Source organism: Hydrogenophaga sp. (assembly GCF_030373245.1).
Taxonomy (GTDB): domain Bacteria; phylum Pseudomonadota; class Gammaproteobacteria; order Burkholderiales; family Burkholderiaceae_C; genus Hydrogenophaga.
Window position 1 is genome coordinate 212815 of record NZ_JAUCZF010000004.1, and the last position, 12795, is coordinate 225609.

The following is a 12795-nucleotide window of genomic DNA, read 5'->3' on the forward strand; positions in this document are numbered from 1 at the left end:
ATTGAAACTTCCTGGTTTCCCGATGCACGGGGCGGCGGACTGCTTTCTTATTGACATCGACTCAGCGCCAAGCAACTTAAGTCCGGGCGCAGGGAAGCCCCGGTGTGTTGCACCACTCACTCCAGCTGCCGGGAAACAGGGCTGTCCTTCCCAGCCCGGCCAACTCCATGGCCAGCAGATTGGGGATGGCGCTCACGCCGCTGCCGCAGTGATGCACCACCGTCATCGGGTCGCGGCCAGCCAGCAGGCGCTCGAACTCGGCGCGCAGCTGGGCAGTTGGCTTGAACCGGCCATCAGGCCCAATGTTGTCGGCAAAAGGCCGGTTGAGCGCCCCGGGAATGTGGCCCGCCACCGGATCGAGCGGCTCGACCTCACCGCGAAAGCGGGCGCTGGCACGGGCGTCGACCAGGGTCTGTGCGGGATCGCCCAGGCGCTTCGTCAGGTCCGCGGTGTGCAGGACCTTCACCAGCGGTTCACCCAGTACGAAATTGCCTTCCGCGCAGGGATCGGCAGAGCCAGTCACCACCGCACCGCCCGCTGCTTGCCAGGCGGCGAGACCGCCGTCGAGAACCGCCACCGGCTCGTGGCCGCACCATTTGAGCATCCACCAAAGCCTGCCACAGTAGTTCGCACCCTGGCGGTCATAGACTACTGCCTGCATGCCGACGTTGAGGCCCTGGCGGCGAAGCCAGGTGGCGAAATGGGAGCGATCAGGCAGGGGATGGCGGCCACCACTGGCGTTGTGCGCGGGATCGTGGCCACTGAGGTCGTGGTTCAGGTCGGCGAACACCGCCCCCGGCAAGTGGGCAGACTGGAATTGCTCGGCGCCGGCGGCTGGATCGGTCAGGTTGGAGCTGCAATCGAAGATCCGGACGGACGCGGGATCCAGGGCCTGCAACTCCTCTGGGGAAATCAGGGTGGCATACATACGCATGATTGTGCGCCGCTCGCCGACACCTCGGTATTCCACCAAAGTGTTAGTGGCGCGGTGTCCGCGTGCAGGCTGTCACGCGCTCAGTGACCTTCGGCCGGCGCGTTTGGAATGGCCCGTGCCCTCAGCACGGTGGCGGTGATGCCGCTGAAGATGATCAGCCCCATCCCCAGCCAGCCGATCCAGGGCAATTCGTCACCGAACAGCGTCAGGCTGTAAAAGCCTGCGAAGACAATGCCCGAGTACTGCAGGTTGGCCACCACCATGGTGGCGCCACGCGAGTAGGCGCGGGTCATGCAGAGCTGGCCAAACACCGCCAGCAAGCCGATGGGCAGCAGCCACAGGGCACTGGGCCAATGCCAGGCGTTGACGCCCGCAAACGCCATTCCGAAGGCGCCGGCCACCACCGCCGCAATCGAGAAGTAGAAGACGGTGCGGCTTTCCGGTTCGCCAGCGCGCGCCAGGGCTGCCACCTGCAGGTAGGCAAACGCCGAGAAGATGCCGGAAAACAGGCCGACCAGCGCGCCGGTCATTTGCTCCGGGTTGAAGGTGGGGCGCAGCATGAGGGCCACGCCGGCAAACCCGATCAGCACCGTGATGAACAGCGGGCTCTGGTGGCGCAGCGGCATCTGGTTTTTCTGCATCAGCACCGCACCACCGAGCAAAAATGCCGCGATCCAGATGCTGCTCATGTAGTTCAGCGTCACCGCAGTGGCCAGCGGCAGGGCGGCGATGGCATAGAACCAAGAGGTGAGCGCGATCACGCCCACCAGGCTGCGCCAGAAATGCATCATGGGCAGGCGGGTGCGCAGCGAAACGCCTCTCGCGCGCGTAAGCAGGATCAAGAAAATCATGCCCACCAGGCCGCGGTAGAAGACGATCTCGAAGCTGTTGAAGTGGTCGGACGCGTACTTGATGCACACGCCCATGGTCGCAAAAAAGAAGGACGCGAGCAGCATCCAGAGGGCTTGAATTTTCTATCCCCCCTGCGCCGCCTGCGGCGTCACCCCCCCAGGGGGGCGCCACTGGCAGCCCGGCAAAGCCGGTTCTGCGGTGGCCTGAAAAAATCGTCGAGGCATGGTGGGCATTCAGCCTAGTGGCGCAGCGGAACCGGCTCAGCCGGGCCGCATTGCGCCGCCCCTCTGGGGGGGTGACGCCGAAGGCGGCGCGGGGGGGAGCTTTTTGGAATACCACTCGTGAAAGTGCTGCATGCCGTCTTCCATCGGACTCTGGTACGGCCCCACCTCGTTGTCGCCTCGCGCCAGCAAGGCCTGGCGCCCGGCATCCATGCGCTCGGCGATCTCGTCGTCTTCGATGCAGGTTTCCATGTAGGCCGCGCGCTGCGCCTCCACAAACTCGCGCTCGAAGGCCGCGATTTCCTCCGGGTAGTAGAACTCGACCATGTTCAGCGTCTCGGTCGGGCTCACCGGGTGCAGGGTCGAGACCGTGAGCACATGGGGGTACCACTCGATCATGATGTGCGGGTAGTAGGTGAGCCAGATGGCGCCATGGTCTGGTGGCTGACCGCTGCGGTATTGCATCAGCTGTTCGTGCCATCGCTGGTAGGTCGGACTGCCGGCTTTGCCGAGCAGGTTTTGCGCACCCACCGTCTGCACCGAATACTCGGGTTTGAGTTCCCAGCGCAAATCCTCGCAGGTGACGAACTGGCCCAGACCGGGGTGAAACGGCCCCACGTGGTAATCCTCCAGGTAGACCTCGATGAAGGTCTTCCAGTTGTAGTGGCAGGTGTGCATCTCCACGTGATCAAGCACCATGCCGTCGAAGCTGAGCGCGGCGCGTGGCCCCATGCCCGCCAGATCGGTGGCAATGTCGCGCCCGTTGTCCTCAAACAGCAGGCCGTTCCACTCGCGCAGGCCATAGCGATTCAGGTCCAGGCAGGGATCTTGGGAAAAATGGGGCGCGCCGAGCAGATTGCCCAACGATGAGGAGCTTTGGCCACCGCTGTAGGTCCAGCGGTGCAGCGGGCAGACGATGTTGCCGCCCGCGCTCCCTGGCTGCGTGTTGCCGAGGTTGCCACGGCCTTTGAGCATGATGGCCTGGCGGTGGCGGCACACATTGGAGACAAGCTCCACGCCCCGTTCTGTGCGCACCAGGGCCCTGCCGCCTTTTTCCTGTGGCAGGGCGTGGTAGTCCCCCGGGTTGGGCACCGACAGCTGGTGCCCCACGTACCGGGGACCGCGCTGGAAGAGGGTTTCCATTTCGCGCTGGAACAGCGCTGGGTCGAAATAGCTGGAAACCGGGAGTTGGCTTCTGGCCTGCTGAAGTTGAAGACTTAAATCAGACATAAGGTCCTGACCTAGAGACTCCCCCTATGAAGGGGCAGGGTGAGCGCTGCTCGAAAAGACGAATTCGCGCGGGATGGGTGAAGTGGTGCGTCCCTCCGGGCAGCCAGGGCCCGTCAGTAGAAAAAAATGAGGGGGGAGTGTACCCCAGGGGGTGAAAGAGTGCGCCCGCGACGGGCAAAGGGGCACAGGCTGGGCGCTCAGGGGCCGGAGGGCTAAAATCGAAACCGCGATCCAACCGGTCCGATGCTGTGCATAACAGACGCCCGACCGGGATCAACCACGACCATTGCATGACGCCCCCATCTTCCCGCGCCACCAAGACCGCCGCTCCCGCCACGGAGTCGGTGGCGATAGCGTCCAGCTACGAGGACGCGCTCACCGAGTTGGAGCAGCTCGTGTCCCAGCTCGATGCCGGGCAACTGCCGCTGGACCAGTTGCTGTCGCGCTATCAGCGGGGCGCCCAGCTGCTGGCCTTCTGCCGCGAGCGGCTCGACGCGGTCGAAGACCAGATCAAAGTGCTCGAAGGTGGTGAGCTCAAGACCTGGACCGCGGATTGAACCACCCAAGCGACACCCAGGCACAGGTCGAGCTCTGGCGCAGCGAGCGCCAGACCGCCGTGGAGCGCGCCTTGTCGACCTGGGTTGTGAGCGATGCGCCCGGCGGTCTCGGCGAGGCCATGCGCTACGCGGTGCTTGATGGTGGCAAGCGGCTGCGCCCCCTTCTGGTGCTGGGCACCAGCGAGGCGGTGGGCGGCGCGACCGAGGCAGCGATGCGCGCGGCCTGCGCGGTGGAGCTGATCCACGCCTACTCCCTGGTGCACGACGACATGCCGTGCATGGACAACGATGTGCTGCGTCGGGGCAAACCCACGGTGCACGTGCAATTCGGTGAGGCCCAGGCCTTGCTGGTGGGCGATGCGCTGCAGGCGCTGGCCTTCGAGCTTCTGGTGCCCGAGTCCAGCGTCGAGCCTCGGCTGGCGAGCGACTTGTGTCGCCTGTTGGCGCGTGCGGCTGGCGCCCAGGGCATGGCGGGTGGGCAGGCGGTGGACCTGGCCAGCATCGGTCTGGCGCTGGACCAGACTGCGCTGGAGCGCATGCACCGCCTCAAGACCGGGGCCCTGCTGCAGGCCAGCGTCCTGATGGGCGCGGCCTGCGGCCATGTCAACGCAACGACCACCGAGCAACTGCGGCGCTTCGGCGCTGCATTGGGCCTTGCCTTTCAGGTCGTCGACGATGTGCTCGACGTCACCGCCGACGCCGCCACCCTTGGCAAGACCGCAGGCAAAGACGCCGCAGCCGACAAGCCCACTTTTGTCGCGCTGATGGGTCTGCAGGCGGCCCAGGCCTATGCCGATCGGCTGCTGTCTCAGGCCCACGAGGCCCTGCAAGCTACCGGGCTCGCCCGCGTCGAGCCCCTGCACGCGCTGACCGACTGGGTCGGCCGTCGTACCCATTGAACACTGGACACCGCCACATGAGTGCACTGCTTTCCACCATCGAGTCGCCCGCCGACCTGCGCAAGCTGGCACGCCATCAGTTGCCGCCATTGGCTGACGAACTGCGCGACTTTCTGCTGCACAGCGTCGCGCGCACCGGCGGTCACCTCAGCTCCAACCTGGGCACGGTGGAGCTGACGGTTGCATTGCACTACGTGTTCAACACGCCCGAAGACCGGCTGGTGTGGGACGTGGGTCACCAGACCTACCCGCACAAGATCCTGACCGGGCGGCGCGACCGCATGGACACCTTGCGCCAGCTCGACGGCATCAGCGGTTTTCCGCGCCGCGATGAAAGCGAGTACGACACCTTTGGCACTGCGCATTCGTCGACCAGCATCTCGGCCGCCCTGGGCATGGCGCTGGCCGCCAAGATCAAAGGCGAAAACCGCAATGCCGTGGCCATCATCGGTGACGGTGCCATGTCGGCCGGCATGGCGTTTGAAGCCTTGAACAACGCCGGCGTGGCCGATGGCCGCCTGCTGGTGGTGCTCAACGACAACGACATGTCGATCTCTCCGCCGGTGGGAGCCCTCAACCGCTACCTGGCGCAGCTCATGAGCGGCCAGTTCTATGCGGCGGCCAAAAGCGTGGGCAAGCAAGTGCTGCGCAACGCGCCGCCGCTGTTCGAACTGGCCAAGCGGCTGGAGGAGCAGGCCAAGGGCATGGTGGTGCCGGCCACGCTGTTCGAGAAGTTCGGCTTCAACTACATCGGGCCCATCGATGGCCATGACCTCGACTCGCTGATCCCCACGCTGGAAAACATCCGCCACTTGCTGGAGCACGACAGCGGCCCACAGTTCCTGCACGTCGTGACCAAAAAAGGGCAGGGTTACAAGCTGGCTGAGGCCGATCCCGTGGCCTACCATGGTCCGGGCAAGTTCGATCCGGCGGTGGGTCTCACCAAACCCGCCACCGCGCCCAAGACCACCTTCACCCAGGTTTTTGGTCAATGGCTGTGCGACATGGCGGCGGCCGACCCGCGCCTGGTCGGCATCACGCCCGCCATGCGCGAGGGTTCGGGCATGGTCGAGTTCGAGCGGCGATTCCCCGCGCGCTATTTCGATGTGGGCATCGCCGAACAGCACGCGGTGACGTTTGCCGCCGGTCTCGCTTGCGAAGGCCTCAAGCCCGTGGTTGCGATCTACTCCACTTTTCTCCAGCGCGGCTACGACCAGTTCATCCACGACGTGGCGCTGCAAAACCTGCCGGTGGTGTTTGCGCTTGATCGCGCGGGCATCGTCGGTGCCGACGGCGCTACCCACGCCGGCGCTTACGACATCGCCTACCTGCGCTGCATCCCCAACATGGCGGTGGCCTGTCCGTCTGACGAGGCCGAATGCCGCCAGCTGCTGAGCACGGCGTTTGCGCGCGAACATCCGGTGGCGGTGCGCTACCCGCGAGGAGCCGGCATCGGTGCATCTCAGCCTGCTGGTCTGGAGCCGTTGCCCTATGGGCGGGGCGAGTGGACGCGCAAAGGGCGCGGCGTGGCGATCCTGGCTTTTGGTACCCTGCTGCACCCCGCGCTGGCCGCAGCCGACCGACTGGGCGCCAGCGTGGCCAACATGCGCTGGGCCAAGCCGCTGGACCTGGAGCTGCTGCGCGAACTCGCGCACACCCACGAGGCACTGGTGACGCTGGAAGAGGGTTGTATCCAGGGTGGTGCAGGTTCGGCGGTACTTGAAGCGCTGCAGGCCGATGGGTTGAACCTGCCGGTGTTGCAGCTTGGTTTGCCCGATGAGTTTGTCGAACATGGCGACCCGGCCAAGTTGCTGTCCATGCTGGGGCTGGATGCCGGGGGCATCGAGCGCTCGGTGCGGAACCGGTTTGCATCCTTCCTGGACGCCGCACCCGGTCTCAAGGCAGTGGGCTGAGCGCCACCACCGCGCACAAGGGCGGTGCCCGCCGCTCTGGGTCCAGATGTGCGCGTGAGCAAATTTCAGGGGTAGGTTGAAGCAATTTGCAGCCCTCGGGAAAAGCGCCAAAATACCTTGTGGCTCAAGGGATTTCTGGTCCCTTCCCAAGGGAAAACCCGTGCGGTTCGGGAGGGTGCGATCCTTACAATGCACGGGCCTAAGCGCCTTGCCCTGCTCACCTTATCCGGTGAGTGTGTCGAGTTAAACCCTCAAAATGGAGTAGCAACACCATGGATCGTCGTTCCATCATCAAGCATGCCGGTATTGCCGGTGTGCTGGCCGCAGGAGCAGCTCCCGCTGTTCATGCACAGGCCGCCATTCGCTGGCGCCTGGCTTCCAGTTTCCCCAAGGCCCTTGACACCATTTACGGCGCGGCCGAAGTGTTTGCGCAAAAAGTCAACGACATGTCGGGCGGCAAGTTCTCCATTTCGGTGCACCCGGGTGGCGAGTTGATGCCAGCCTTCGGCGTGGTCGACGGCGTGCAGCAAGGCACGGTTGAAGCAGCTCACACGGCACCGTATTACTTCCACGGCAAGAACGAAGCCTTCGCCATGGGTACGGCGATCCCGTTTGGCCTCAACAGCCGTCAGCTCACCGCCTGGTACTACGACGGCAACGGCATGAAGCTGTTCCGCGAGTTCTACGACCAGTTCAACATCGTGAACTTCCCTGGCGGCAACACCGGCGCCCAGATGGGTGGCTGGTACCGCAAGGAAATCAAGTCGGCGGCTGACATCAATGGTCTGAAGATGCGCATCGGCGGTTTCGCCGGTCGCGTGCTGACCCGCATGGGCGGTGTGCCCCAGAACATCCCTGGTGGCGAGATCTACCAGGCGCTGGAAAAGGGCACCATCGACGCCACCGAGTGGGTCGGCCCTTACGACGACGAGAAGCTGGGCTTCCAGAAGGTTGCCAAGAACTACTACTACCCAGGCTGGTGGGAAGGCGGCGCCCAACTTGACTTCTACATCAACAAGGCCGCGTTCAACGCCCTGTCGAAGGAGAACCAGGCGATCGTGGAAGCCGCTGCTTCCTACGCGCACACCGAGATGCAGGCCCGCTACGATGCCCGCAATCCCGGCGCGCTCAAGCGCCTGGTCGCTGGTGGCGCCAAGCTGTTGCCGTTCCCGAAGACGGTGATGGACCTGGCCTACAAGGAGTCGATGGCTCTGTACACCGAGTTGAACGACACCAAACCGGAGTGGAAAAAAATCTACGCCGACTACTCGACGTTCCGCAAGGACCAGAACCTGTGGTTCCGCTTCACCGAAGCAACCTTCGACCGCTACATGCAGTCGGCCAAGCTGTAATCGGCTGCGATTGCAGTCGCAAAAAACCCCGCGCGTGCGGGGTTTTTTGCGCGAATTTTCCAGCTTTCCAGTTGCTTACCGCGGCTCTTGTCTATCCTTTCTAGAAGCCATGAGGCCTAAAGCCTCATCGTCGGGCGTCCGCACAAGGGCGCTGTGTTTGCTTCCCTCACGACTCCCAACCGGGGACTCTTCATGTCGCTCCTGCTTCGCCTGTCCCGTCTGATCGACGGCTTCAGCATCCTTGTCGGTAAATTGGCCATGTGGCTGGTTCTGGCCACCACGCTGATCAGCGCCGCCAACGCCATCATCCGCAAAACCGTAGGCACCAGCTCCAATGCGTGGCTTGAAATCCAGTGGTACCTGTTCGCTGCGGTGTTCCTGCTGGGCGCGGGTTACGCGTTCCTGAAAAATGCCCATGTGCGCATTGACTTCATCTCGAGCAAGTTCAGCGCTCGCACGCGCAACTGGATCGACATCGGCGGCATCCTCATTTTCCTGTTCCCGTTGTGCTACATGATGGCCACCCTGGCCTGGCCGGTGCTGGCGCAGGCCTATGTTTCTGGCGAGGTGTCGACCAATGCCGGCGGCCTGATCCGCTGGCCGGTTTATGCGCTGATCCCGCTGGGGTTTGCGCTGCTCATGTTGCAGGGCTTCTCCGAGCTGATCAAGCGCGCTGCCTTCCTCACGGGCGACGGACCCGACGTGCTCAGCCACACCGGTCCGAGTGAAACCGAATTGCTGGCCGAAGAAATCGCGGCGCAGGAAAAGGCCCGCAAAGCCGGAGCAACGTCATGATCGAACTGCTGACCAACAATTTCGTGCCGGTGATGTTTGCCGGCCTGCTGATCTTCCTGCTAGCCGGTTTTCCGGTCGCTTTCTCGCTGTCGGCGACCGGGCTGTTCTTTGGTTTCATCGGCATGGAACTGGGTCTTTTCCCGTCCAATCTGTTCCAGGCGCTGCCGCTGCGGGTGATCGGCATCATGCAGAACGACACGCTGCTGGCGATCCCGTTCTTCACGCTGATGGGCATCATTCTGGAGCGCAGCCGCATGGCCGAGGACCTGCTGGAAACGGTGGGTCAGGTGTTTGGTCCGCTGCGCGGCGGCGTCGGCATCGCGGTGGTGCTGGTGGGGGCGCTGCTCGCCGCCACCACCGGTGTGGTCGCAGCCTCGGTGATCTCCATGGGTCTGATCGCCATGCCCATCATGCTGCGTTATGGCTACAACCGCACCATTGCCACCGGCACCATCACTGCGTCGGGCACGCTGGCTCAGGCCTTGCCACCTTCGCTGGTGCTGATCGTGCTGGCCGACCAGCTGGGCCGCTCGGTCGGTGACATGTATGCAGGCGCCTTGTTGCCCGGTTTGATGCTCGTGGGCCTCTACCTCTTGTTCATCGTCGTGGTGGCGTTCGTCAAGCCCAAGTGGGTGCCGGCGCTGCCGCCCGAGGCGCGCATCTACTCGGAGCCCAATGGCGCGAGCGGTCACCGTTCGCTGCTGGTCCTGCTGGTGCTGTGCGCGGGTGTGGCGTTTGCCTGGTCGCGTGTGCACGAATCGGTGATGAACCCGATGCTCGGACGCGAGATGCCCGCTGCGCGGGACGAAATCTTCATCCTCTCGACCACCATCGGTTCATTCCTGGCGCTGGGCCTGGCACTGGCCAACAAGCTGTTTGGCCTGGGCCTGCTCTCGCGCCTGACTGAACGCGTGACCTTCGTGCTGATTCCGCCGCTGGTGCTGATCTTCCTGGTGCTCGGCACGATTTTCCTCGGCATCGCCACGCCCACCGAGGGTGGCGCCATGGGTGCGCTCGGCGCCTTGCTGATGGCCGCCGGCCGGCGCACGCTGTCGTTCAATCTGCTCAAGCAGGCGCTGGAAAACAGCACCAAGCTGTCCATCTTCGTGATGTTCATCCTGATCGGCTCCACCGTCTTCAGCTTCACCTTCAACGCGGCCGATGGTCACATCTGGGTCGAGCACCTGTTCGACAAGCTGCCCGGCGGCCAGCTCGGCTTCCTGCTGTTTGTGAACCTGCTGGTGTTCATCCTGGGCATGTTCATCGACTTCTTCGAGATCGCATTCATCGTCGTGCCGCTGCTGGCGCCTGTAGCCGAGAAGCTGGATATCAACCTGATCTGGTTCGGCATCATCCTGGCGATGAACCTGCAGACTTCCTTCCTCACGCCGCCGTTCGGTTTCGCACTGTTTTACTTGCGCAGCGTGGCCGCGCGCAGCGACTACGACGACGTGGTGACCGGGCAGCGGATCAAGGCGGTGACCACAGGGCAAATCTACAAAGGGTCGATTGCTTTCATCTTTCTGCAGATCATCATGGTGACCGTGATCGTGCTCAACCCGGGCATCGTGACCGGCAACCTCGACAAGCCGGTGGTGGTGGACGAGAACGCGATCGACAACATGCTCGAGAACATGCCAGGGCAGGACTTCACCATGCCTGAAGTCGGCAACATTCCGCCGCCGCGTGTGCCCCTGGGTGAAACGCCCGGTGTCGACCCGGCCATTCCGCAGCCGGACACCGGGGAAGACAAGGAAGCGCAGGACGCGCTCAAGGCTCTGGAGGAAGCGGTCAAGCCCGCGAACTGAGCACCATGGCCTCGATGCAGATTGATGTGAAGGTGCTGGATCCGCGGCTGGCGGACCAGCTTCCGGCCTATGCCACGCCGGGGAGCGCCGGGCTGGATTTGCGGGCCTGTCTGGATGCGCCGTTGACTCTGGCGGCCAATGCCTGGCAGCTGGTGCCCACTGGACTGGCCATGCATCTGGCCGACCCGGGCTATGCGGCACTGATCCTGCCGCGATCTGGTCTGGGCCACAAACACGGCATCGTGCTGGGCAACCTGGTCGGTCTGATCGACAGCGACTACCAGGGCCAGCTCATGGTGAGCGCCTGGAATCGCAGCGACGTGCCATTCACCATCGAGCCCATGGAGCGCCTGGCACAGCTGGTCATCGTGCCGGTGGTGCAGGCCGAGTTTCGCGTGGTTGCCGATTTCGAGGTGGCCAGCGAGCGCGGCGCGGGCGGTTATGGGTCTACTGGCCGCGGCTGAGCCGTCAGCGCACCTGCTCAGGCCGCTTTTTGCGGCCTTTTTTTCTGGTGCCGGAACGCTCAGTGAAGGGTCGGCTGACCGTCGGTGTCGCCTGGCGAACTGGTGATCTCGGTACGAAAAAAGCCGGTGCCCAGCGTGCCGCGGCCGATTTCATCCAGCGTGGCGTCGCGCACCGCGTGCACCTTCAGGCTGATGCGCAGGGCGATGCCCGCCAGCGGGTGGTTGCCATCCATCACGACGTGATCCGGGTAGATATCGCTCACAAAGTAAAGACGGTCTTTGGGCGCCGCAGCGTTGCAGCCAGCGGGCAGACCTTCGAAGCCCATGCCGGCTTCCAGCTCGTCTGGAAACAGGTGGCGTGGTTCCAGAAACAACAGCGCATCGTCGTAGTCGCCAAACGCCTGCTCGGGTTCCAGCTGCAACTGAACCGCTTCGCCCGCGCGGCGTCCGATGAGTGCTTGCTCCAGGCTATCCAGCAAATCGCTGCCACCGACGAGAAACTCCACCGGTTCTTCCAGCACATCGAGCGTCTCGCCCAGGGTGTCTTTGAGTGTCCAGCTCAGGGACACCACACATTGTTCGCTGATTTTCATCCGACAATTGTCCCATGACCTCTGCTGCATCTTCACCCACTGTGCTGCCCACCACCCTGCTGGGCGGTCTGTCGCCCGATCAGTTCATGCTCCGCCACTGGCAGAAAAAGCCGCTGCTGATCCGCCGGGCTCTGGGCGATCAGGCGTTACCCCCGGTAGAGCGCGCCCAGCTGTTTGCCATGGCCGGGGACGCCGCAGTGGAGTCGCGCCTGATCGTGAAGCAGGGCGATGCATGGAGCCTGCGTCACGGGCCTTTCAAGCGCAGTGTCCTGCCGCCGCTCAAACAGGCCGGCTGGACGCTGCTGGTCCAGGGGCTGGACTTGCATCTGCCTGCGGCAAACGATCTGCTGCGCCGTTTCCGCTTCGTGCCCGACGCCCGGCTTGACGACGTCATGGTGTCCTGGGCCAGCGATGGTGGCGGTGTGGGTCCGCATGTCGACAGCTACGACGTGTTCCTGCTGCAAATCAGCGGGCAGCGCCGCTGGCGCATCGGGCACCAGCGCGACCTGTCCCTGGTGCCCGACATGCCGCTGAAGATCCTGAGCCACTTTGAGCCACAGGAAGAGCACTTGCTAGGGGCCGGCGACATGCTGTACCTGCCGCCGCGCTGGGCGCACGACGGCGTCGCGGTTGGCGGCGACTGCATGACGGTGTCGGTGGGCTTTCGGTCGCCGCAACGCGGGGCTCTGGCGGCCGAGCTGCTGCAGCGCATGGCCGAAGCCAGCGAAGACGAGACGCTGTACCGTGACCCTTCCCAGGCCGCAACCGCCACGCCCGGCGCCATGCCAGCCGGTTTGCAGGCCTTTGCGCAGGATGCGCTGCAACGTCTGGTCGCTGACAGCCACTCGCTGGCCTGCGCGCTGGGCGAGGTGATGACCGAGCCCAAACCCCGGGTCTGGTTTGATGAACCCCAGGTGGCCTGGCGGCCGGGCCGTGTGACACTCGATCGTCGCACGCGCATGATGTACGACAAGCGCCATGTGTTCATCAACGGGGAAAGCTTTCGGGCCGGCGGCGCCGATGCCCGGCTGATGCACCATCTGGCCGATCGGCGTGAACTGACCGAGCAGCAGATTCGGCGTGCCTCGGCAGACGCGCAGGCACTTTTGAAGGACTGGTTCGAAGCCGGCTGGCTGCAGCTGGCACACGACTGACCGCCGCGTCGCCAAGGAGCCAC

General features: G+C 64.1%; 12 protein-coding genes. 8 read left to right on the plus strand and 4 right to left on the minus strand.

Annotation, left to right across the window (positions count from 1 at the left end; all coding sequences use genetic code 11):
* Positions 1–76: 76 nt before the first annotated feature.
* The 3 genes from QUV25_RS11230 to QUV25_RS11240 all read right to left on the minus strand — a co-directional run bounded on the left by QUV25_RS11230 (position 77) and on the right by QUV25_RS11240 (position 3237).
* The gene (locus tag QUV25_RS11230; protein WP_300863872.1) at positions 77–928 is read right to left on the minus strand and encodes a sulfurtransferase; all 852 of its coding nucleotides are present in this window, start codon (positions 926–928) and stop codon (positions 77–79) included.
* Positions 929–1014: 86 nt separating this feature from the next.
* On the minus strand, positions 1015–1905 hold the full coding sequence (locus QUV25_RS11235; protein WP_300864226.1) for a DMT family transporter: 891 nt from the start codon (positions 1903–1905) through the stop codon (positions 1015–1017).
* Positions 1906–2046: 141 nt separating this feature from the next.
* On the minus strand, positions 2047–3237 hold the full coding sequence (locus QUV25_RS11240; protein WP_300863873.1) for an aromatic ring-hydroxylating dioxygenase subunit alpha: 1191 nt from the start codon (positions 3235–3237) through the stop codon (positions 2047–2049).
* Positions 3238–3527: 290 nt separating this feature from the next.
* Between QUV25_RS11240 and xseB the strand changes: the two genes are divergently transcribed.
* The 7 genes from xseB (at position 3528) to dut (ending at position 11025) form a co-directional block, all read left to right on the plus strand.
* The gene (gene xseB / locus QUV25_RS11245) at positions 3528–3794 is read left to right on the plus strand and encodes an exodeoxyribonuclease VII small subunit (protein WP_300863874.1); all 267 of its coding nucleotides are present in this window, start codon (positions 3528–3530) and stop codon (positions 3792–3794) included.
* A complete protein-coding gene (locus tag QUV25_RS11250) occupies positions 3791–4693 on the plus strand; it encodes a polyprenyl synthetase family protein (protein ID WP_366945658.1) in 903 nt (300 codons plus the stop codon). Before xseB ends, QUV25_RS11250 begins: the two co-directional genes overlap by 4 nt.
* Before the next feature lie 17 nt (positions 4694–4710).
* On the plus strand, positions 4711–6606 hold the full coding sequence (gene dxs / locus QUV25_RS11255) for a 1-deoxy-D-xylulose-5-phosphate synthase (RefSeq protein WP_300863876.1): 1896 nt from the start codon (positions 4711–4713) through the stop codon (positions 6604–6606).
* Positions 6607–6878: 272 nt separating this feature from the next.
* A complete protein-coding gene (locus tag QUV25_RS11260) occupies positions 6879–7958 on the plus strand; it encodes a TRAP transporter substrate-binding protein (RefSeq protein WP_300863877.1) in 1080 nt (359 codons plus the stop codon).
* Between the two features lie 192 nt (positions 7959–8150).
* Positions 8151–8753 carry a TRAP transporter small permease subunit gene (locus QUV25_RS11265; protein ID WP_300863879.1) on the plus strand — a complete coding sequence of 201 codons (603 nt, stop codon included), beginning with the start codon at positions 8151–8153 and terminating at the stop codon, positions 8751–8753.
* Positions 8750–10561: a TRAP transporter large permease subunit gene (locus QUV25_RS11270; protein WP_300863880.1), complete on the plus strand. Its 1812-nt coding sequence runs from the start codon at positions 8750–8752 to the stop codon at positions 10559–10561. Before QUV25_RS11265 ends, QUV25_RS11270 begins: the two co-directional genes overlap by 4 nt.
* 14 nt (positions 10562–10575) lie before the next feature.
* Positions 10576–11025, plus strand: a complete 450-nt coding sequence (gene dut, locus QUV25_RS11275) for a dUTP diphosphatase (protein ID WP_300864229.1) — start codon at positions 10576–10578, stop codon at positions 11023–11025.
* 59 nt (positions 11026–11084) lie between these two features.
* Here dut and QUV25_RS11280 read toward each other — a convergent pair whose 3' ends face one another.
* Positions 11085–11618, minus strand: a complete 534-nt coding sequence (locus QUV25_RS11280; protein ID WP_300863881.1) for an FKBP-type peptidyl-prolyl cis-trans isomerase — start codon at positions 11616–11618, stop codon at positions 11085–11087.
* A gap of 14 nt (positions 11619–11632) precedes the next feature.
* On the opposite strand from QUV25_RS11280, the gene QUV25_RS11285 reads away from it, so the two are divergent.
* On the plus strand, positions 11633–12772 hold the full coding sequence (locus QUV25_RS11285) for a cupin domain-containing protein (protein ID WP_300863882.1): 1140 nt from the start codon (positions 11633–11635) through the stop codon (positions 12770–12772).
* The last annotated feature ends 23 nt before the right edge of the window (positions 12773–12795 follow it).